Raw genomic sequence first — 20,409 nt, 5'->3', positions numbered from 1 at the left:
GTATCCGTTCCTCAATAATGTTCTTCTGCATCCTTAGGCGTGACGCGCTTGCGGAAGATGTAGTAGGACCAGCTCTGGTAGATCAGGACAATCGGCACGAAGATGGCCGCTGCGACCGTCATGACGGAGAGCGTATAGGGGCTCGAGGCGGCATTCGTGATCGTCAGGCTCCAGTCCGGGTTGAGGCTCGAGACCATGAGGCGCGGGAAGAGGCCCGCGAAGAAAGCGACGGTCGTCGCGACGATGGCAGCTGTGCTCAGGAGGAAGCTGGCCTTGCCCTTGGCGAGCTTCATGCTCAGGATGGCCATGACGAAGAAGAGCGCAGCGCCGACGAGGGCGACAGCAGCCAGCGGCTTTGTGAAGAGGTCCGTGTACGTCAGCGTCATCGCCATGCAGAGAACGAAGAAGATGGCCGCAGTGACGCCCGTCTTCAAGGCGAGCTGCTGGCAACGCATGATCAGGCTGCTCTTCGCGAGGCGCAGCGTGAGGAATGCCGTGCCGTGGAACAGGAAGACGAAGAGGAAGGCGAGGCCGCCGACAATTGTGTACGGCGTCAGCAGGTCAAAGAAACCGCCTGTGTAGATCATCTTCTCGTTGATCGGGATGCCGGCGATGAGATTCGTGACGGCGACGCCCCAGAGGAAGGCGGGCACGATGCTGCCGAAGCAGATGGCGCCATCCCAGAAGCGCTGCCAGCAGGCACTCTGCTGGCGGCCGCGCAGGTCGAAAGCAACGCCGCGCAGGATGAGCGCGACGAGCATGAGGAAGAGCGCGAGGTAAAACGCCGAGAACATCGTGGCGTAGACGTGCGGGAAGGCCGCGAAGAGCGCACCGCCCGCCGTGATCATCCAGACTTCGTTGCCGTCCCAGACCGGCGTGATCGTGCGCAGGACTTCGCCGCGCTCCTTCTCATCGGAGGAGAGGACGGGCAGGATGCCGCCGACGCCGTAGTCGAAGCCCTCGAGGAAGAAGAAGCCCGTGAAGAGTACCGTGATGAGGATGAACCAGAGAATGTTGAGATCCATCATGCATTCCTCCCTTCTTCAAAGGAGATGTGTGTCTTCTTGATAAAACGCATAGCAACCCAGAGGGCAGCGATGGCGAGTACGAGGTAGAGGAGCGTGAAGCCGGCCATCGTCAGCCAGACATCTGCGCCCGTGAGGTTCGGTGAGACGGCATCGCTCGTCTTCTGCAGGCCAAACACGATCCAGGGCTGGCGGCCAGCCTCTGCGACGTACCAGCCTACGCTGTTGGCGAGGTACGGCAGCGGCAGCAGCCACGGCAGTGCCTTGAGGAAGTACGGGCAGGCCAATGGGCGGTTCGTGAAGCCGAAGTAAGCGGCAGCGAGGCCGAGGAGGATCATGAGGCCTCCGAGAGCAATCATGATGCGGAAGCTCCAGAAAAGGCCGGTGACATCTGGACGGTATTCATCGGGACCGTATTTCTCCGAGTAGTCCTTCTGGATCTGGTTGATGCCCGGCACGGCGCCAGACGGCGTGTTGTAGAGCATGAAGGAGAAGGCGCCGGGCACGGTGAGCTCGAAGTTGTTCTTGTGTGCATCTTCATCGATGTCGGCGACGATGGCAAACGGCGCCGGGTCTTCCGTCTCCCAGAGCGCCTCGACCGAGGAGAGCTTCATCGGGTTGACCTGTGCGATGTACTGCGCTTGCAGGTGGCCGCTGCCCATCGTGGCAAAGAGACCAAAGAGCATGAAGACGGCACCTGCCTTGAGTGTCTGCGTGAAGGCGCGGCGCGAGGCCTCGTCGTGCAGGACCTTCCAGGCCGAGACAGCCATGACGAGGAAGCCGGCCGTTGCGATGGCGGAGAACAGCGTGTGCGTATACTCGCCGATGACGTACGGATTCGTGACGAGCGCGAAGAAGTCCGTCATCTCTGCGCGGCCGTTGTGGATGACAAAGCCGACCGGATGCTGCATGAAGGAGTTCGCGACGAGAATCCAGAAGGCCGAGAGGTTGCTCGCGAAGGCGACAATCCAGATGCAGAGGCAGTGGAGGCGCTCCGAGAGCTTATCCCAGCCGAAGATCCAGATGCCGAGAAAGGTTGACTCGAGGAAGAAGGCCGTGAGTGCCTCGAGCGCGAGCGGCGCGCCGAAGATATCGCCCATGAAGCGGGAATATTCGGACCAGTTCATGCCGAAGTGGAACTCCTGCACGATACCGGTCACGACGCCCATCGAGAAATTGATGATGAAGAGCGTCCCGAAGAAGCGGACGAGCTTGCGGCTAGTCTCTTTCCAGGCCGGGCGCTTTGTGCGGACGTAGCACGTCTCGAGCAGTGCGACGAAGATCGAGAGCCCGAGTGTTACGGGGACAAAGAGAAAATGGTAGACAGTTGTGATGGCGAATTGCCATCGGGATAGGATCAGTGCATCCATGAATGTTGCCCTCCTTTTTTATTAGTGCATCGTGATGCATTCTATTTATGATTCCATTATAGCCTAAAACGGCAGGAGAGACAAGAAAAATTATATTGAATCGTAAAAGAAAATAATTATCGCAGTAATGGGGATTGGATTCCGTAGAAAAATCGCATGAGAAACGTAGATGTGGTATAATAAATACACTATATGATAGGAGAGAAGTATCGTGGAGAAACGAAGTATCGACCTGGGCCGCTGCCTCGTGCGCGACGGCAAGGCGGACTGTCATCGCTGCGAGGAGATCTGCCCGCAGCGGGCCATTACCAGTCACGCTGTGGACCAAGAAGCCTGCGACGGCTGCGGCCTCTGCACTGCCGTCTGTCCCGCGGCGGCCATTGAGGCGCCGGAGGACTACGCGGAGGCCCTCAAGAAGACGATGGCGCTCACGCCACAGGTCCTCATGTGCGGCAAGGCCAGCCCCGGCGGCGTGCACTGCCTCGGCTTCCTCGACCGCCGGCTGCTCTGGAGCTTGGCGACAAAGCGCCCGCTGAGCCTCGACATCTCACGTTGTGAATCGTGCCGTCCGGCCGTCTTTGCCTGGCTTCAGCAGGAAGTCACGGCCTGCAACGATGCACTCGCGCGGGCGGGAAAGAAGACGATTGCGCTCGTCCACGTCAAGCCGGCACCGCCGCAGCCGAAAAAGCCGCGGAAGGTCGAACGGCGCAGCTTTTTCCAAGCTCTGTTCCACTCGACGGCCGAGGAGCTGCAGGAAATAGCAGAAGCGCAGATCGAGCGGAGCTTCCGCTTCGATGCTTCGGCCTGGCTGCGGGAGCAGCAGGCAGAAGCATGCGAGCTGTTCTGTGGGCTGGCGCTGCGAGACGGCTGCACGGCCTGTGGCCTCTGCACCGTCGTCTGCCCGACAGGGGCAGTCGTGCTGGAGCGCGGCGAGCATGCGGCCCTGCACTTTGCGGGGGCATCCTGCACAGGGTGCAATCTCTGTGTACTGCACTGCCCGCAGGGCGCGCTGGAACTCGTGCCGCACTTTGCAGGGCAGCGCGATTTCCCGCTGGACCGCTGACATGATGATAGGAGGGGACGATTTGATTACCGATGATTCGATTATCGTAGACGGAAATGCCAAGATCAACCTGACACTGGACATCTTGGGCAAGCGGCCGGATGGCTATCACGAGGTCGCGATGGTCATGCAGTCCATCGGACTGCACGACACGGTGAAGCTCTCGAAGATCCCGCGCGGCATCGAGCTCGTGCTCGACGTGCCGGGCCTCGAGGCTGATGAGCGGAATCTGGCCTGGCGGGCGGCGCAACTGCTGCTCGGCGGCGAAGAAACTCCGGGCGGCGTGCGCATTGAGCTCACGAAGCGCATCCCGATTGCGGCAGGCCTTGCGGGCGGCAGCGCGGATGCAGCTGCTGTGCTGCGCGGCGTCAATGCACTCTATCATCTCGGCCTGACACAGGAAGAGCTCTGTGCGTACGGTGCGAAGCTCGGATCCGATATCCCGTTCTGCATCATGGGCGGCACGATGATGGCGACGGGGAGGGGCGAGGTCCTGGAAGCACTGAGCCCGGTGCCGCCGTTCTGGGTCGTGCTTGCAAAGCCTAAGATATCCGTTTCCACGGCCTGGGCTTACCGGAACTACGATGAGCAGGGCACAGAGGTCCACCCCGACAATGCGGCCATCCGCGAGAAAATCGCTGGCCATGACCGGGAAGGCATTGCCTCCTTATTGTGCAATGTTCTTGAACGTGTTACTATAAAGCAGTATCCGGTCATTGCGCAGTATAAGGCCTGGATGATGGAGAAGGGCGCACTGGCAAGCATGATGTCTGGCAGCGGCCCGACTGTATTCGGGCTCTTTTCGTCAGAGGGCGAGGCACAGTCTGCAGCGGCTTACCTGGAAGAGCGTACGGACGCGGATATCTTCGTCTGCCAGACGGCAGATAAAAATCACGATGAGAATTGAGGGAAGCACATGGAACAGAGATTGTCTCCAATCAAATTAGATAGCTACCAGCCATTGCGCGAGGTGGTCTGCGAATCGCTGCGCGAGGCGATCCGCAAGGGCGTCCTCAAGCCTGGCGAGCGCATCATGGAAATCAAGCTTGCAGAAGAACTTGGCGTGAGCCGCACGCCGGTACGAGAGGCAATCCGCAAGCTGGAGCTCGAGGGATACGTCGTCATGATGCCGCGACGCGGCACGTACGTTGCGGATATGTCAATCCGTGACATCAATGAGATCTTCGAGATCCGCACGGCACTCGAATCCCTCTCGAACAGCCTGGCTGCAGAGCATATCACAGAAGATGAGCTCGAGCACCTGCAGCGCCTGCTCGTCATCATCGGCGGCTACATCAAGGAGTACGAGGAGGGCGACGACCACGAAGCGGCGATGGAGAAGATCGTCGAGACGGACATCGAGTTCCACGACCTGCTCTATCATGCGGCGCGCAACAACCGCCTCGTCGGCATCATCTCGAACCTGCGCGACCAGCTCACTCGTTTCCGCACGCTGTCGATGTCGTATCCGGGCCGCCTTGAGGCGACGCTCGATGAGCACCGCGAGATTGTCGAGGCCATCGCCAACGGCGATGAGCGCGGCGCGAGCAAGGCAGCGGAGCACCATATGGAGAACTCCGAGAAGACGCTGCTGAAGGCGATGGATATCGCGACGAGTCGCAAGGCTGCTGCGAAAGGCTCAAAGAAGAAGAAAGCGCATCCGTCCAAGCAGGACGCATGAGATACATGTTATATGAATAAGAGATGGGAGAACGATAGTATGTCAGATTTAGTAACCGTCATCCTAGCGGCCGGCAAGGGCACGCGCATGAAGTCGAAGCTGCCGAAGGTCCTGCACAAGGCGGGAGGCAAGACGATGCTGCAGCATGTCATCGATGCAGCTAAAGCTGCCGGTGCGAAGCGCAACATCGTCGTGACGGGCTTTGGCGGCGAGATGGTCCGCGAGGCCATCGGCGACCAGGCTGAGTTCGTCACGCAGACGGAGCAGCTCGGCACGGGCCATGCCGTCCTGCAGACGAAAGACCTGCTGAAGGATGAGACGGGCACGGTCATGGTGCTCTGCGGCGACACGCCTCTTTTGACGGGCGCGCTGCTCAAGAAGCTCTACGACGAGCATGTGGCAGCCGAGGCAAAGGCGACGGTCCTCACGGCCATCATGCCGGATGCGACGGGCTATGGCCGCATCATCCGCTCGGCAGACGGCTCTGTCGAGAAGATTGTCGAGCACAAGGATGCGACGGCAGAGGAGCGCGAGGTCCGCGAGGTCAACTCGGGCATCTACTGCTTTGCGGCCAAGGACCTCTTCGAGGCGCTCTCTCACGTCACGAACGACAACGCGCAGGGTGAGTACTACCTGCCGGATGTGCTCGAGATCCTCAAGAAGAAGGGCGAGAAGATCTGGGCTGTCGCCGCTGATGACTACGAGGACACGCTCGGCATCAACTCGCGCCTGCAGCTCGCCGGTGCCGAGAAGATCCTGCGCCGCCGCAAGAACGAGGAGCTCATGAGCGAGGGCGTCACGATCATGGATCCTGCGACGACGTACATCGACGATGATGTCAAGGTAGGCCGCGATACCATCATCTACCCGATGACGTGGCTCGAGCATGGCACGGTCATCGGTGAGGAATGCGAGATCGGCCCGAATGTCCGCTTCCAGGATGTCAAGTGCGGCAACCGCGTGACAGGCCAGTTCATCTACGCGCACGAGTGCCAGATCGATGACGATGTCAAGCTCGGCCAGTTCGTCCACCTGCGCCCGAACACGCACCTCTTTGAAGGCGTCAAGATCGACAACTTCATCGAAGTCAAGAATTCGAACATCGGCAAGGGCTCGAAACTGCCGCATCTCTCTTACATCGGCGACTGCGACATGGGCGAGAATGTCAACATGGGCTGCGGCACAATCACGGTCAACTACGACGGCAAGGCTAAGCACCGCACGAAGATCGGCAACAATGCCTTCGTCGGCTGCAACTCCAACCTCGTCGCTCCTGTGACGATCGAGGATGATGCCTACATCGCAGCTGGCTCGACCATCACGAAGACGGCACCGAAGGGCAAGCTCTCGATTGCGCGCGCCCGCCAGACGGTCATTGAGAGCTGGCATGACAAGCGCGACGAGTGAGCACGCGTAAAATAAAATAAGTAAAATAAAAGGAAATATGTCCTTTTTGCACATCCTGTGATATACTGTAAGGAGAGACGAATGGGCGGAGCCCGTCCTCTTCGAGCAATAATTTAGGTGTAAGGATTTGGAGGATTTTATCAAAATGGCTTTAGACACTGCTAACTTATGCATCCTGACCGGTAATGCAAACCCGGATCTTGCAAAGAAGATTGCCGACCACATCGGCGTCAACCTCTGTGATGCATATGTCGGTCATTTCAACAATGGTGAGACGCAGGTCATGATCAGTGAGAGCATCCGCGGCAAGGATATCTTCATCATCCAGCCGACGTCTTATCCCGTCAACGACAACCTCATGGAGCTCTTGATAATGGCAGATGCCTGCAAGCGCGCTTCGGCACACAGCATCACGGCTGTCGTCCCGTATTACGCCTATGCACGTCAGGACCGCAAGACGCGTGGCCGCGAGCCAATCTCGGCAAAGCTCGTCGCCAACCTCATGACGACGGCCGGTGTGACCCGTGTCGTGACCGTTGACCTCCATGCTGGCCAGATCCAGGGCTTCTTTGACATTCCGGTCGATCACCTGGCGGCAGCTCCGGTCATCGCGAACTACTTCCGCGCACAGAAGTTCGACGATGTCGTCGTCGTCTCCCCGGACCTCGGCGGTGTCACGCGTGCGCGCATTCTCGCTGACCACCTGCAGGCACCGATTGCCATCATCGAGAAGCGCCGTCCGAAACCGGGCTGCGCAGAGGTCATGAACCTCATCGGCGATGTCGAGGGCAAGACGGCCGTCATCATCGACGATATTGTCGATACGGCAGGCTCCCTCTGCGAAGGCGCCCGTGCCCTCGAGAAGCGCGGTGCAAAGCGCATCTTTGCTTCGTGCTCGCATGCCATCCTCTCGGACCCGGCTGTCCAGCGCATCAACGAGTCCCCAATCGAGAAGCTCGTCATCACGGATACGATCCCGCTGCCGCCGGAGAAGCAGTCCGACAAGTTCGTCGTCCTGTCGCTTGCCGACGCACTCGGCGATGTCATGATGCGCATCCAGAGCCACCGCTCGGTCAGCCAGCTTTTTCGCTAAGATCCGCGCGTCCTTCAAGGACAGACCGTAAAAAGAAAGAGAGCCTTTGTTGAGGCTCTCTTTTGCTATGTGATCTTTTACTATCTGGAGAAGGTGATGTAACTTGGAACAGAGTCTCGAACAAGGGAAGAAGAGCGTGACAGACCTCTTCATCCGCCATTTCGGCTTCTGGCCGCAGCTCTCTGACCGAGAGAGAGAGCTCCTGAACACCCACACGCATGCTGTCCGCTACAAGCGCGGCACGCAGGTCCATCGCGGGCCATTCGACTGCATCGGCGTCATGCTGATCAAGAGAGGCCAGCTGCGCGTCTACACGCTGTCGGAGGACGGCCGCGATGTGACGCTCTACCGTCTGTTTGCCGATGACATCGGCATCCTGTCAGCTGCCTGCACGCTCGATGCCGTGACGTTTGATGTCTACATCGATGCAGAGGAGGACACTGAGGTGCTGCTTACGGATGCCTCTGCCTTCCGCAAGCTGTCAGAGGGAAACATCTACGTGCGCTGCTTTGCCTACGAGCTTGCCTCGAAGCGCCTGTCAGACATGCTCTGGAAGCTGCAGCAGGTGCTCTTCCTCTCAGCTGACCGCCGCTTCGCCATCTTCCTGCTTGAGGAGAGCGAAAAGCGGAAGAGCGATGTCATCCGGCTGACTCATGAACAGATGGCCCGCTATATGGGAACGGCCCGAGAGGTCGTCACCCGCCTGATCAAGTACTTCAATCAGGAGGGATGGACCACGTCGGGCCGCGGCTATCTGCATATTGAAGATGGCGAGGCGCTCCGCCGTCTCGCCGGAACCTACTGAGGCCTGTGTTCCCTCAGCCGATCAGTTCTTCGACCTTCTCCTTTGGCACGAGGCCGATGGATTCATTGACCTTCGCGCCGTTCTTGAAGACGATCAGCGTCGGGATGCTCATGATGCCGAACTGCTGGGCGAGTTCGGGCTGCTCGTCGACATTGATCTTGCCGACCTTGACTTCCGGATGCTCGCTTGCGACGGCGTCGACAATCGGAGAGAGCATGCGGCACGGACCGCACCACGTCGCCCAGAAGTCGACGAGGACCGTGCCATCTGCTTTCACGACTTCGCTGTCGAAATTCTCTTTGGTAATCACAATTGCTGCCATGATAGGGGAACCTCCTTGCCTAGTATGGTTCTATAGGAGCCATATGAAAAAAGTATCGTGTCTCATCAAGAGGGACGTACTGCCTTCTTCGGTGCACGTTCCCTTGGTTTTTCTCCAGTATAGCAGGGAAACGGCGCTTTTTCCGTGACTTGCTCACAGTTTCCGCACGCTGTTTATCGCGTGTTTAAGTTGGGCTTCTATACTATAAGAAGATTTGCAGCAGGCAGAGCCGTCTTTATCCGGAAATTTCCATGCACAGAAGGGGTAGCTGTGCTATAATGGGCATACTGCCGTGAGCGAAATGCGGTAATGGACATTAAGGTATTACAGGAGGCAAAAAGAAAGTGGATCTAAGTATAGCGGATTTACTCAAGACCATCATTCTCGGCATCGTGGAGGGTCTTACGGAGTGGCTGCCGGTATCGAGTACGGGCCATATGATTCTTGTCGATGAGTTCATCAAGCTCGATGTCAGCAAGGCGTTCATGGACATGTTCCTCGTCGTCATCCAGCTCGGCGCCATCATGGCCGTCGTCGTGCTGAGTTTCGAGAAGCTCAACCCGTTTTCTTCGTGGAAGACGCGCCAGGAGAAGCGTGATACGGTGCAGCTCTGGATGAAGGTCATCGTGGCATGCATCCCTGCGGCAGTCATCGGCCTGCTCTTCAACAAGTACATGGAAGAGCACTTCATGACGGCGCCGGTCGTCGCGACGACGCTGATTTTCTACGGCATCATGTTCATCATCGTCGAGAACTACAACAAGCATCGCCGCCCGGCCATCACAGACCTGCGGCGTCTCGACTACAAGACAGCTCTGATCATCGGCATCTTCCAGGTGCTCTCGCTCGTGCCGGGCACGAGCCGCTCTGGCGCGACGATCCTCGGCGGCCTGCTCTTCGGCGCGAGTCGCACGGTGGCTGCGGAGTTCACGTTCTTCCTGGCCATCCCGGTCATGTTCGGTGCGAGTGCGCTGAAGATGGTCAAGTTCGGCTTCCACTACACGGGTGCGGAGATCCTTATCCTGGTCGTCGGCATGGTCACGGCCTTCATTGTCTCCGTCCTGTCCATCAAGTTCCTCATGCGCTATATCAAGACGAATGACTTCAAGGCATTCGGCTGGTACCGCATCGTGCTCGGCATCATCGTGCTCATCTACCTGTTCATGGTGGGCGATCCTACGGCAAACGATTGATATTCCTCCTGGGCCTCTGGCCCAGGAGTTTTTGTTTTTTGTCTTTCAAAGGCAGATGTGATACACTGGAAAGACGAAGATTAGAGTAAAGAGAACGATACAGGAGATCGATTGCACTATGAAAATCATTGCAGGTCTTGGCAACCCCGGTGCGGAGTATGCGAAGACAAGACATAATGTCGGCTTCATGTTCGTCGACGCGCTGGCGGATGCGCTGGGACTCTCGGCGTCAGACTGGAAGGACAAGTTCGACGCAAAAGTCGCGGATGCGCGCATCGGCACCGAGAAGGTCGTGCTCGTCAAGCCGCAGACCTATATGAATGAGAGCGGCCGTGCCATCGGCCCGTTGATGAACTGGTACAAGCTCGAGCCCGAAGACCTCATCGTCGCGCACGACGACATGGACATCCCCGCCGGCACGATCCGCATCCGCAAGAAGGGCAGTGCGGGCGGACACAACGGCATCAAGTCCGTCCTCGCGCATGTCGGTGACGAGCACTTTGCGCGCGTGCGCATCGGCATCGGCCGCCCGTTGCCGGGCTGGACTGTCGTCAACCACGTGCTCGCTGCCTTCCCGGAGGAGGACCAGCCGAAGATCCGCGAGGCCATCGACTACCTGATCCCTGCGGTGGAGTGCATCGTGACGCACGATGTCGACATGGCGATGAACCAGTTCAACCCCAAGAAGAAAAAGGCCAAGAAGGCACAGACCGCAGAAGCGAGCGAAGGAGCAGAAGGAAAGGCAAGGGAGGAACATCATGAGCAAGCAGAATGAGGCCATCACGGCCGTTTACGCCGATGAGGACGGCAACATCCTCGACGCGCCGGGCATGCGTGGCATGGGGCGCACGGGCCGCATGAATGTCCTGCTGAAGCCTGAGGACCTCATTCCGCTGCCGGAGAGTGCGGACCTCATGCTGCTGCCTGACCGCCTGGCCGTCGGCCAGAGCGCGGACGGCGAGACGATGCCCATCAGCGGCCTCGCTGTGGCCGCCATATTGCCGGCAGGCTACACGCGCCTCTACATGCCGGCCTACGAGCGGGCAGAGGATGCACAGCGCCTGCCGCTCTACGGCTACACAGCTGTCGTCGTCTACCGCGACGAGCTCTACTGTGCGGCCGTCTATACGGACGAGAACGAGAAGTGGGACCCGGTCCACTACAACACGAAGGAACTCGCGAAACTCGTCAAGCGCACGAAGAAGGACCTGCCCGGCAACCGCATCGTCGAGCAGGTTGGCGGCTGCTCCTTGAAGTGGCATTGCTGCACGGCGCAGAATCTCTTCTACCGCCGCTGGGAGTGCGGCATCCCGACATCGCCAGTCTGCAACGCGAACTGCTTCGGCTGCATCTCGCTGCAGCCGGCCGAGTGCTGCCCGTCACCGCAGGAGCGCATCAAATTCCGCCCGACGCCTGAGGAGATCGCTGAAGTCGGCATCTACCACCTCTCTGTGGCGCCGGATGGTATCATCAGCTTCGGCCAGGGCTGTGAGGGCGAGCCGTCTCTGGCGGCCGACAACATCGCGGCGGGCATCAAGCTCATCCGTGCGAAGACGAAGAAGGGCCAGATCAACATGAACTCCAATGCGGGCTGGACCGAGGGCATCAAGAAAATCGTCGATGTCGGCCTTGACTCGTTGCGCGTCTCCATTATCAGCGCGCGCGAGGAAGGTTACGATGCCTACTATCGCGCGAGCTACCACCTCGCCGATGTCAAGGCATCGATCCGCTATGCGCTCGACCACGGCGTCTACGTATCGCTGAACCTGCTCTACTTCCCGGGCTTCAACGACCGCGAGGAGGAACTTGCCGCCTGGCAGGAGTTCTTCCGCGAGCTGCCCGTGCAGATGATCCAGGTGCGCAACCTCAACATCGATCCGGACGCTTTTCTTGACATTATGCCGGAGCCGCAGGGCAAGATCCTCGGGACGCGCCGCTTCATCGCTGCGCTCCACGAGGAATTCCCGCAGCTCGTCATCGGCAGCTTCAGCCACTATGTCGAAGCATGAGAGAGGGCTGTGCCTCACAGGTGTGTAACAAATGGTACGACAAAACGGTGCTTGCTGTACTATACTAATCTCATGCATACGGAATCAACATGATGATACGATAGATAATGTACAGACAGTGTAAGGAGCAATCTCGATGAAAGAACTCGATCTGAAGAAAAGCGTAGCGGAGCTCGTCCGCGAATACCCAGAACTCAAGGAAATCCTCGCGGAAATCGGCTTTCAAGACATCATGAAGCCCGCTGCCCTGAAGCTCATGGGCAGCATCATGACGCTGCCGCGCGGCGCTGTCGTCAAGGGCATCCCGATGGAGAAGATTCGCGCGGCGCTCGAGGCGAAGGGCTTTGTCCTGAAGGGCGCTGAGCAACAGGCGCGCCAGGCCATGCTGCGCGAGTACATCGCGCGACTCAATGGCGGCGAATCGCTTGAATCGGTGCGCGCCGATTTCGTGCGCCACTTCGAGGACGTCAAGGCCGAGGAGATTGCGGAGGCAGAGCAGGACCTCATCAAGGGCGGCGTACCACTGAAGGATGTCCAGCGCCTCTGCGACGTCCACTCCGCGCTGTTCCACGACTGCGCGGAGAGCGGCAAGGACGAGGAGCAGGCAGCGCTGCGCAAGACGGCTGAGAAGACGCACGCTGCAGCGGCCTTCCTGACGGCAGACGACTTGCCCGAGGGCCATCCGCTGAGCCTGCTGCGCCTCGAGAATGACGCACTTGTCCGCCACCTCGACGCCATCCACCACGAGATGGTCGGCGAGGAGGATGCGGCAAAGCTCACGGGGCTCATCGCCGCGCTCAACGCCGTGCGCTCACACTATGCCAAGAAGGAGGAACTCTTGATGCCGCTGCTCTACGACTACGGTGTCACGGGACCCTCACAGGTCATGTGGGGCGTCGACGATGAGATCAAGCGCGAGCTCGGCGTCATCACGAAGGCACTCAAGGCGGACAGCGAGAACTATCCGCTCTACAAGGGCCGCATCGAGCCGCTCTGTGCGCGCATCCGCGAGATGGTCTTCAAGGAAGACCGCATCCTCTTCCCGCTCTCCCTGCGCTATCTGACGCAGGAACAGTGGTTCATGGTCTACCGCGACCTCTTCGAGATGGGCATGGCCTTCGTCGATGTCGAGACGATGCCGCGCTGGCCAGAGGGAGAGGCCTGGATGAAGCAGCAGTCGTCATCGGCCATGAAGCCGGAAATCCTCGAGGGCAAGGTGAAGCTGCCGACCGGTGAGCTGACCTTGCGCCAGCTCCAGGGGATCCTGAAGCTTCTCGACGTCGATATCACCTTCATCGACAAGGATGACATCCTGCGCTATTTCATCAATGAGGGCAAGGTCTTCTCGCGTCCGCTCTCGGCGCTCGGGCGCGAGGTCTACAGCTGCCATCCGCCCGAGATCATCCCCGTTGTGCGCCAGATGATACTCGACTTCAAGGCGAAGAAGCGCACTCAGATGGAGATCTATCGCCGCATCATGGGCCGCCCTGTCGGCGTCCGCTACATGGCCGTCTACGATGACGATGGCGAATACATGGGTACGGTCGAATTCGTCCAGGACTTCCAGAAGGCTCTCGATAAATTCCAGAAGTGATTTTCTGATTTCCGCAGATGATAGGGGACAGAAAGGCAAAAGCCAGTTTCTCACAGAAGAGAAGCTGGCTTTTCTTGTAATTTTCACACATTTCTTGTATAATGGGGATAACGATAGAACATGTATATCGATTCAAAAGAATCTGGAGGCGATTATGATGATCAGACCGATTCCCTTCAATATCCGTGAGAATGCTGAGCGAGGCCGTGAGGTCCTCGAGAAGGCACTCGACTTCATGACGGAGCAGCCGTGCAATCCGCTCGGCCGCGTCAGTGGGGCACTTTCGTCGTTCCGCGTCGATGTCATCGACACGCCGGACCGCTATGAGATTTTCGCCGAGCTGCCGGGATTCCACAAGGAGCAGATCACGGTGTCGTATGACGATGGCACGGGCTACCTGACGATCAAGGCAGAGCGCCCGGAAGTGGACATGGATGTCAAGTACATCTGCCGCGAGCGCCGCACGGGCACCTTCGAGCGCACCTTCGAGATTGACGGCATCGTCAAGGATGAAGTCTCCGTCTCGTTCGAGGACGGCGTGCTTCACATCGTCCTGCCGAAAGAGCCGGCAGAGACGAATAAGACCGTATTCGATATCCAGTGAGATTCCCGCGGGCTGCCCGACGGGACAAGAGGAGAGATGTCTTTGTTTGCCAATCCATCGATGGAACAGATTGCGCCCGAGGAGCTGCGGGCGCTGCAGGAGAAGCGCCTGCAGAAGCAGTTGTGCTGGGCCGCGGAGAAGAGCGCGCATTACCGCGAGGCGTTTTCCGAGCGGGGCATGAACGGCCAGTCGCTGAAGGAGTTGAAGGAGACGGGTACGCTTCAGGCCTTGCCGCTGCTCAGCGCCGCTGATTTTGCGGGCCGGAAATCATTCGACTTCCTGACGATGCCGCTCTCGAGCCTGCTGCGCATCTCGCAGATGCGGGCGGCAAGTGGCGAGGGGGCGCCGTTCGTCCACTTTGCGACGAATGGCGATATCGCGCACCGCATCGAACTGGTGACGCGGAGTCTCGTGGCCTGCGGCCTGCACAATGCCGCGCTTGCAGCCGTGCTCGGCGATGGTGCAGACAGCCGCATCATGGATGTCCACTATGCGCTCGAGTTCATCGGCGCGGCCACCATGATGCTTGGCACTGAGCCGGAGCGATGGGCAGAGCAGCTGGATCTCGTGACGCCGGAGACGCTCATCGGCACGCCAGAACGCCTGCTTGCACTAGATGATGCCATGCTGCAGCGCGGCAGCGGCCTCAGCGAATTGCCGCTCTCGCGCATCATCTTCCTGCATGAGAGCGCGCCGAGCGCTGAGCTCGCCGCGTCGCTGCAGGCAATGACGTCGGCCAGGGTCTATCACATGCTAGCCCTGCCGGAGCTCGGCACGGCGGCGCCTTTTTTGCCCTGTGAGCCTGGTGAGCTGGCCTTTCACCTCCAGGAAGATTTCGTGCTGGGCGAGGTCATCGACCCGCAGACCGGAGAGCCGGCAGAGGCAGCCGGTGAGCTCGTCCTGACGACTCTGCTGGCGGAGGCCATGCCGCTCGTGCGCCTGCGCACGGGCCTCTATGTCGAGCCGATTCCTGCGCCTTGCACCTGTGGCCGCAGCATGCGCCGCTTCCGCCTTGTCCTGCCTTGAGGCAGTCTCTCGAGGTGTTGCATTTTGTGATGAATTCTGATAAACTGATAGAGAAGCTTGCTTCTGCAGGTAAAAACCGCATAAAAGACGATTCACTAGGGGAGCCATCTGGCTGAGAGGAGTATTCCGACCCTTGGAACCTGTTGGGTTAAGACCTGCGTAGGGAAGTGACAGAGCATATCTTGCCGTCCGGTACGCCGGGCGGCTTTTGTTTTTCAGGAGGTATTGTTACATGGCGACACAAATGCAGCAGGCCCGTGAGGGCCGCATCACCGATGCGATGAAGATTGTAGCACAGGAGGAGCACATCCCTGTCGAGACAATCCGCGAGCGCGTGGCAAACGGCACGATTGCCATCTGCGCGAATGTCAATCACGAGAACCTGCGCCCGCGCGGCGTCGGCGAGGGACTGCGCGTCAAGGTCAATGCGAACATCGGCACGTCGAGTACGTTCCCGGACATCGAGCCGGAGCTCGAGAAACTCGATGAGGCCGTGCGCTGCGGCGCCGACGCTGTCATGGATCTCTCGACGGGCAACAACATCGACATCTCGCGTCAGCGCATCATCGAGCATTCGCCGATCATGGTCGGCACGGTGCCTCTGTATCAGGCGACGGTGCGCTCCATCCGCGAGCACGGCGCCGTCGTCGAGATGACGGATGACGACATCCTCGAGACAATCGAGCAGCAGGCCAAGGACGGCGCGGACTTCATGACGCTGCACTGCGGTGTCACGCGCAGCGCCATCGAGCGCATGCGCCGCCAGGGCCGCGTCATGGACATCGTGAGCCGCGGCGGCTCCTTCATCGCGGGCTGGATGCTGCACAACGAGATGGAGAACCCGCTCTACGAGCACTACGACGACATCCTCGACATCTGCGAGAAGTACGATGTGACCATCAGCCTCGGCGACGGCATGCGCCCGGGCTGCACGGCCGATGCGACGGACCGCGGCCAGCTCACGGAGCTCATCACGCTCGGCGAGCTCGTGGACCGCGCCTGGAAGCGCGGCGTCCAGGTCATGGTCGAGGGGCCGGGCCACGTGCCGTACGACCAGATTGAGGCGAACATGAAGCTCGAGAAGCGCCTCTGCCGCCACGCGCCGTTCTATGTGCTTGGACCTCTTGTAACGGATATCGCACCGGGCTATGACCACATCACGGCGGCTATCGGCGGCACGCTCGCCGCTGTCTCCGGCGCGGACTTCCTCTGCTACGTCACGCCGGCTGAACATCTGGCCCTGCCGACAATCGAGGATGTCCACACGGGCGTCATCACGAGCCGCATCGCCGCCCATGCCGCTGACCTCGTGCGCGGCGTGCCGGGTGCGCGCGAATGGGACCTCGAGATGGCCAAGGCGCGCAAAGTCCTCGACTGGAACCGCCAGATGGAACTCGCCATCGATCCAGAGCTCGCCAAGAAGAAGCGCGGCGCCCGCAATCCGGCTGACGAAGGTGCTTGCTCGATGTGCGGCGACTACTGCGCTGTCGAGATCATCAACAAGTACTTCCACAAAGAGAACTGCCCGTGTCAGGACTGATTTGAATCTTCGGTACCCGCTGTGTTCGTTTATCACGATTTACTGCATATGAAAAAGCTGCTGCCTGATTGCTGGGCAGCAGCTTTTTCGTAGGTGCATCTGCAAATTATTTGATTTTGTTGAGGCGGTCGGCCAGTTTCTGGGCCGATTCATCGTCGTAGGTGCAGGTCATGATGGGCTGTACGCCGAGCATGACCGTTTTGCCGTCGACATAGGCGGCGTCCTTGTTGTGACCGTTGTGGTAGGCCGCCGCGAGATTGCCGACGACGAAGTAGGAGCGCTCAGCACTAGACATATCACCGAGGGCAGCTGGCGTGACGAAGTCCTTGCCGTTGACCTTGACCGTGCCGTCCTTGACTGTCACGTGCTTGTTGCTGTACTCGTAGAGCTTCTTAGCATAGGCGTCGCGGCGGTCGCCGTCCGATGGATGGTCGGAGAGGAATTGCTGCATCGCGTTTTCCTGTCCTTTGGACTTATCCATGACGCGCTGCCAGACCGCGGCACAGGCACCCGGGTTGTAGTTGGAATGCGTGATGTACTCGAAGGCCAGCGCATCCGCCTCGCGCTCCATCGGCTTCGTGATGTTGCGGTTGTTGATGACGTTCGCCACGATGACGCCGAGGTCCGTACCTGTCGCCGCGCCGAGGATCGACATGTTGAGGCTGCGCCGCGCGCCCTTGGCCGGATGATCCTTTTGACCATGCCCCATTTCATGGCCGAGCACGACGGCAATCTCGTCGTCATTCGTCAGGACGCTGAAGAGCCCTGTGTTGATGCTCATGTTGTGCCCGAGCGTGCAGAAGGCATTGAAGCTCTTGTCCTGATTAATGAAGTAGTTGTAGGGCTTGTCGTAGATCGTCAGATCGACCGCGCCGATTGCTGCCGTCAGGTTCGCCATGATGGTGTCGATCTTCCTGTTGTAGTAGGCGTCGTTGTTGACACCGTACTGCTTCTTCATCTCCTCGAAGAACTCCTGGCGGCCTTCTTCGGAGTCATTGTACTTCTTGAGGAACGCTGTGAGCTGTGCATGCGCTGCCGCGCCCTGAATGCCAGCGCCGATGATGCTTCCCCACCCAAACTCCGCATGGGCGATTGGTGCCGGGGCGAGCCCGTACGCGCCGGGAATCATGATCATACCCGCTGCGAGGACGGAGACGATTCGTTTCTGCAAGGATTTCTTGATTTTCATAATGCTCATCCTTCCACTGCTGAGGTGCTATGCCATCAGACTGTCTTGAAAATGTATCCTCTGGATCTTGCTGGTTCACTTTTATTATAGGGAGAATAGTGAGAAAAAACAAGATAAAGGCGGAAGATGCATACCGTGATTTGCAGAAAATTTTATGACAGGAAGGTAAATCGTCGAAAGATAGCGAATCCTTAAGCAAAGAGGGGGATTCCTCGTGTATTGTGCCATCAATCAGGAATGAGGTGTTTCATATGCTGGTGAAGGATATCATGACGAAGGATGTCATTACGGTCAAGAAGGAGGCGTCGATCCGCGAGATCGCTCAGACGATCGTGGACCACGATGTCTCGGGGCTGCCGGTCATGGACGATGACGGCACGGTCTGCGGCATTGTCAGCGAGGGCGACCTCGTGCGCAAGGAGTTTGCGCCGGAGCTGCCGGATGAGCTCTGCATCCTCGGCGCGGTCATCTACTACTCGGGCCTGCGCGAGTACCAGGACGCCTTCCGCAAGATCGCGGCCATCTCGGCAGAGCAGCTCATGACGAAGAAGATCATCTCCGTCAAGGCAGACGACGATGTCAGCGAGGTGGCGAAGATCCTCTACAACAAGCATGTCAAGCGCGTGCCTGTGCTCGACGAGAAGAAGCATCTGCTCGGCATCGTCAGCCGCCGCGACATCGTCAAGATGATGCTCGCGTGATTCCCTCTGCCGCTTCATCAAGGCCGGTCTCCGTGATTCCGACGGAGGCCGGCTTTTCCTTGTCCTCTCATTTTCTTTGTTGCATGCTCTTCTTGACAGAAATATTTTCACAGCATCTCTCCAGCGCGATGAGTTTTCTTGACACTAAAGGAAAAAATCTGTAAGATAGAAAGGTATAGTTATGTCACAACTACCGATATAAATATGCATGAAAGCAAAAAAACGAAAAGGGGGGTGAATATTATCGTTACAATAATATTAGCGGTAATAGTAGCAGCATTCGTCGGCGCGAGTGTCGGCTACGTCATGCGCAAGCGCACGGCGGAGTCGCAGATCGGCTCGGCGGAAGCTGAAGCAAAACGGATTGTAGATGATGCAGCCCAGCGTGGCGAGACGAAGAAGAAAGAAGCTCTGCTCGAGGCGAAGGAAGACATCCATCGCCTGCGCCAGGAACTCGACCGTGAGACGAAAGAACGTCGCTCGGAACTCCAGCGCCAGGAGCGCCGCGTCGTCCAGAAAGAGGAGAACCTCGACCGCAAGCTCGATTCCATCGAGAAGCGCGAAGAATCCTTGTCGCGCAAGGAAGCGCGCCTCGACAAGAGCCAGGCTGCCGTCAATGAGATGCACGAGCAGCAGAAGGCAGAGCTCGAGCGCATCTCGGGCCTGACGGCAGAGGAAGCCCGCACGACTCTCATGGCAGAGGCAGAGGAAGAGCTCAAGCACGAGAAGGCCATGAAGATCAAGGAGTACGAGCAGCAGGTGAAGGATGAGTCGGACAAGAAGGCTCGCGAAATCCTCTCGACGGCCATCCAGCGCTGCGCTGCCGACCACGTCGCCGAGACGACCGTCTCTGTCGTCGCTCTGCCGAACGATGAGATGAAGGGGCGCATCATCGGCCGCGAGGGCCGCAACATCCGCACGCTCGAGACGCTGACAGGCATCGACCTCATCATCGACGACACGCCGGAAGCTGTCATCTTGTCGGGCTTCGACCCGGTGCGCCGCGAAATCGCTCGCATTGCGCTCGAGAAGCTCATCCAGGACGGCCGCATCCATCCGGCCCGCATCGAGGAGATGGTCGAGAAGGCGAAACGCGAAGTCGACCAGCGCATCAAGGAAGCCGGCGAGCAGGCGACGTTCGAGACGGGCGTCCACGGACTCCATCCGGAGCTCGTCCGTCTGCTCGGCCGCCTGCGCTACCGCACGAGCTACGGCCAGAACGTGCTCAATCATTCTATCGAAGTCGCGCACCTCGCCGGTGTCATGGCAGCTGAGCTCGGCTGTGATGTCATGCTCGCGAAGCGCGGCGGTCTGCTGCACGATATTGGCAAGGCCATCGACCACGAGGTCGAGGGTTCGCATACGACCATCGGTGCCGATATCGCCCGCAAGTACCGCGAGTCGAAAGACGTCATCAATGCGATCCTCTCGCATCACGGTGATGTCGAAGCGACGAGCGTCGAATCGGTTCTCGTGTCGGCTGCTGACGCTGTTTCAGCAGCGCGTCCGGGTGCACGCCGCGAGAGCCTTGAGTCGTATCTCAAGCGCCTCAAGAGCCTCGAGGGGATTGCCGAATCCTTCGACGGCGTCGAGCGCTGCTTTGCCATCCAGGCAGGCCGCGAAATCCGTGTCATGGTCAAGCCGGACAAGGTTGACGATGCGGAGGCCGCAGCACTCGCTCATAACATTGTCAAGAAGATCGAAGACGAGCTCGAGTATCCGGGGCAGATCAAGGCCACGGTCATCCGCGAGACGCGCGTCGTCGATTATGCAAAATAAACGGTTCT

19 protein-coding genes and 1 riboswitch are annotated in these 20,409 nt (G+C 59.0%); of the genes, 15 read left to right on the top strand and 4 right to left on the bottom strand.

Annotated features, from left to right (window positions below; all coding sequences use genetic code 11):
- Window positions 1-11: 11 nt before the first annotated feature.
- The gene (cydB, locus tag B2X55_RS01085; protein ID WP_286820550.1) at window positions 12-1,025 is read right to left on the bottom strand and encodes a cytochrome d ubiquinol oxidase subunit II; all 1,014 of its coding nucleotides are present in this window, start codon (window positions 1,023-1,025) and stop codon (window positions 12-14) included.
- The gene (locus B2X55_RS01080; protein WP_286820548.1) at window positions 1,025-2,395 is read right to left on the bottom strand and encodes a cytochrome ubiquinol oxidase subunit I; all 1,371 of its coding nucleotides are present in this window, start codon (window positions 2,393-2,395) and stop codon (window positions 1,025-1,027) included. Before B2X55_RS01080 ends, cydB begins: the two co-directional genes overlap by 1 nt.
- Window positions 2,396-2,606: 211 nt before the next feature.
- Between B2X55_RS01080 and B2X55_RS01075 the strand changes: the two genes are divergently transcribed.
- The 6 genes from B2X55_RS01075 to B2X55_RS01050 all read left to right on the top strand — a co-directional run bounded on the left by B2X55_RS01075 (window position 2,607) and on the right by B2X55_RS01050 (window position 8,444).
- On the top strand, window positions 2,607-3,458 hold the full coding sequence (locus B2X55_RS01075) for a 4Fe-4S binding protein (RefSeq protein WP_286820547.1): 852 nt from the start codon (window positions 2,607-2,609) through the stop codon (window positions 3,456-3,458).
- A 22-nt stretch (window positions 3,459-3,480) separates the two neighbouring features.
- Window positions 3,481-4,365 (top strand): 4-(cytidine 5'-diphospho)-2-C-methyl-D-erythritol kinase, encoded by an 885-nt coding sequence (gene ispE / locus B2X55_RS01070; protein ID WP_286820546.1) that lies wholly within the window; start codon window positions 3,481-3,483, stop codon window positions 4,363-4,365.
- A gap of 9 nt (window positions 4,366-4,374) precedes the next feature.
- Window positions 4,375-5,139: a GntR family transcriptional regulator gene (locus tag B2X55_RS01065; RefSeq protein ID WP_036378523.1), complete on the top strand. Its 765-nt coding sequence runs from the start codon at window positions 4,375-4,377 to the stop codon at window positions 5,137-5,139.
- A gap of 39 nt (window positions 5,140-5,178) precedes the next feature.
- Window positions 5,179-6,546: a bifunctional UDP-N-acetylglucosamine diphosphorylase/glucosamine-1-phosphate N-acetyltransferase GlmU gene (glmU, locus tag B2X55_RS01060; protein ID WP_286820545.1), complete on the top strand. Its 1,368-nt coding sequence runs from the start codon at window positions 5,179-5,181 to the stop codon at window positions 6,544-6,546.
- A gap of 145 nt (window positions 6,547-6,691) precedes the next feature.
- A complete protein-coding gene (locus B2X55_RS01055) occupies window positions 6,692-7,639 on the top strand; it encodes a ribose-phosphate diphosphokinase (RefSeq protein ID WP_036378525.1) in 948 nt (315 codons plus the stop codon).
- A gap of 103 nt (window positions 7,640-7,742) precedes the next feature.
- Window positions 7,743-8,444, top strand: coding sequence for a Crp/Fnr family transcriptional regulator (locus B2X55_RS01050; RefSeq protein WP_148485429.1), 702 nt, complete (start codon window positions 7,743-7,745; stop codon window positions 8,442-8,444).
- A 13-nt stretch (window positions 8,445-8,457) separates the two neighbouring features.
- Here B2X55_RS01050 and trxA read toward each other — a convergent pair whose 3' ends face one another.
- Window positions 8,458-8,766 (bottom strand): thioredoxin, encoded by a 309-nt coding sequence (gene trxA / locus B2X55_RS01045; protein ID WP_036378526.1) that lies wholly within the window; start codon window positions 8,764-8,766, stop codon window positions 8,458-8,460.
- A 344-nt stretch (window positions 8,767-9,110) separates the two neighbouring features.
- Between trxA and B2X55_RS01040 the strand changes: the two genes are divergently transcribed.
- The 7 genes from B2X55_RS01040 to thiC all read left to right on the top strand — a co-directional run bounded on the left by B2X55_RS01040 (window position 9,111) and on the right by thiC (window position 16,732).
- Window positions 9,111-9,959, top strand: coding sequence for an undecaprenyl-diphosphate phosphatase (locus B2X55_RS01040; RefSeq protein WP_036378527.1), 849 nt, complete (start codon window positions 9,111-9,113; stop codon window positions 9,957-9,959).
- Between the two features lie 118 nt (window positions 9,960-10,077).
- On the top strand, window positions 10,078-10,734 hold the full coding sequence (gene pth, locus B2X55_RS01035; protein WP_286820542.1) for an aminoacyl-tRNA hydrolase: 657 nt from the start codon (window positions 10,078-10,080) through the stop codon (window positions 10,732-10,734).
- Window positions 10,718-11,968 carry a radical SAM protein gene (locus tag B2X55_RS01030; protein WP_286820541.1) on the top strand — a complete coding sequence of 417 codons (1,251 nt, stop codon included), beginning with the start codon at window positions 10,718-10,720 and terminating at the stop codon, window positions 11,966-11,968. The genes pth and B2X55_RS01030 overlap by 17 nt, the downstream gene beginning before the upstream one ends.
- Window positions 11,969-12,104: 136 nt before the next feature.
- Window positions 12,105-13,562: a DUF438 domain-containing protein gene (locus tag B2X55_RS01025; protein ID WP_286820540.1), complete on the top strand. Its 1,458-nt coding sequence runs from the start codon at window positions 12,105-12,107 to the stop codon at window positions 13,560-13,562.
- A 157-nt stretch (window positions 13,563-13,719) separates the two neighbouring features.
- Entirely contained in the window at window positions 13,720-14,166 is a 447-nt protein-coding gene (locus B2X55_RS01020) for an Hsp20/alpha crystallin family protein (protein WP_036377842.1), read from the top strand.
- Between the two features lie 42 nt (window positions 14,167-14,208).
- Window positions 14,209-15,192 carry a phenylacetate--CoA ligase family protein gene (locus B2X55_RS01015; RefSeq protein ID WP_286820539.1) on the top strand — a complete coding sequence of 328 codons (984 nt, stop codon included), beginning with the start codon at window positions 14,209-14,211 and terminating at the stop codon, window positions 15,190-15,192.
- Between the two features lie 87 nt (window positions 15,193-15,279).
- Window positions 15,280-15,375, top strand: a riboswitch (TPP riboswitch).
- Between the two features lie 49 nt (window positions 15,376-15,424).
- Complete coding sequence (gene thiC / locus B2X55_RS01010) at window positions 15,425-16,732, top strand: phosphomethylpyrimidine synthase ThiC (protein WP_036377846.1); 1,308 nt, start codon at window positions 15,425-15,427, stop codon at window positions 16,730-16,732.
- 106 nt (window positions 16,733-16,838) lie between these two features.
- Here the strand turns inward: thiC and B2X55_RS01005 are convergent, their stop codons facing one another.
- Complete coding sequence (locus B2X55_RS01005) at window positions 16,839-17,921, bottom strand: M48 family metallopeptidase (RefSeq protein ID WP_286820538.1); 1,083 nt, start codon at window positions 17,919-17,921, stop codon at window positions 16,839-16,841.
- A 251-nt stretch (window positions 17,922-18,172) separates the two neighbouring features.
- Here B2X55_RS01005 and B2X55_RS01000 point away from each other — a divergent pair, with 251 nt between their 5' ends.
- On the top strand, window positions 18,173-18,622 hold the full coding sequence (locus tag B2X55_RS01000) for a CBS domain-containing protein (RefSeq protein ID WP_055160206.1): 450 nt from the start codon (window positions 18,173-18,175) through the stop codon (window positions 18,620-18,622).
- A 204-nt stretch (window positions 18,623-18,826) separates the two neighbouring features.
- Window positions 18,827-20,401, top strand: a complete 1,575-nt coding sequence (gene rny / locus B2X55_RS00995; RefSeq protein ID WP_051652249.1) for a ribonuclease Y — start codon at window positions 18,827-18,829, stop codon at window positions 20,399-20,401.
- Window positions 20,402-20,409: the final 8 nt, after the last annotated feature.

It is taken from the genome of Mitsuokella sp. UBA4253, assembly GCF_002395285.1.
Lineage (GTDB): Bacteria > Bacillota > Negativicutes > Selenomonadales > Selenomonadaceae > Mitsuokella > Mitsuokella jalaludinii.
The sequence above is the reverse complement of the archived record's forward strand: the minus strand, read 5'-3'. Positions and strand labels throughout refer to the sequence as shown.

Excerpts from the sequence above, each read along its gene's own strand:
- pth (WP_286820542.1), top strand. The coding sequence starts at position 10,078 with ATGAAAATCATTGCAGGTCTTGGCAACCCCGGTGCGGAGTATGCGAAG.
- B2X55_RS01055 (WP_036378525.1), top strand. The coding sequence starts at position 6,692 with ATGGCTTTAGACACTGCTAACTTATGCATCCTGACCGGTAATGCAAAC.
- B2X55_RS01000 (WP_055160206.1), top strand. The coding sequence starts at position 18,173 with ATGCTGGTGAAGGATATCATGACGAAGGATGTCATTACGGTCAAGAAG.
- thiC (WP_036377846.1), top strand. The coding sequence starts at position 15,425 with ATGGCGACACAAATGCAGCAGGCCCGTGAGGGCCGCATCACCGATGCG.
- cydB (WP_286820550.1), bottom strand. The coding sequence starts at position 1,025 with ATGGATCTCAACATTCTCTGGTTCATCCTCATCACGGTACTCTTCACG.
- glmU (WP_286820545.1), top strand. The coding sequence starts at position 5,179 with ATGTCAGATTTAGTAACCGTCATCCTAGCGGCCGGCAAGGGCACGCGC.
- B2X55_RS01025 (WP_286820540.1), top strand. The coding sequence starts at position 12,105 with ATGAAAGAACTCGATCTGAAGAAAAGCGTAGCGGAGCTCGTCCGCGAA.
- B2X55_RS01030 (WP_286820541.1), top strand. The coding sequence starts at position 10,718 with ATGAGCAAGCAGAATGAGGCCATCACGGCCGTTTACGCCGATGAGGAC.
- rny (WP_051652249.1), top strand. The coding sequence starts at position 18,827 with ATGCATGAAAGCAAAAAAACGAAAAGGGGGGTGAATATTATCGTTACA.
- B2X55_RS01080 (WP_286820548.1), bottom strand. The coding sequence starts at position 2,395 with ATGGATGCACTGATCCTATCCCGATGGCAATTCGCCATCACAACTGTC.
- B2X55_RS01005 (WP_286820538.1), bottom strand. The coding sequence starts at position 17,921 with ATGAAAATCAAGAAATCCTTGCAGAAACGAATCGTCTCCGTCCTCGCA.
- trxA (WP_036378526.1), bottom strand. The coding sequence starts at position 8,766 with ATGGCAGCAATTGTGATTACCAAAGAGAATTTCGACAGCGAAGTCGTG.
- B2X55_RS01020 (WP_036377842.1), top strand. The coding sequence starts at position 13,720 with ATGATCAGACCGATTCCCTTCAATATCCGTGAGAATGCTGAGCGAGGC.
- B2X55_RS01065 (WP_036378523.1), top strand. The coding sequence starts at position 4,375 with ATGGAACAGAGATTGTCTCCAATCAAATTAGATAGCTACCAGCCATTG.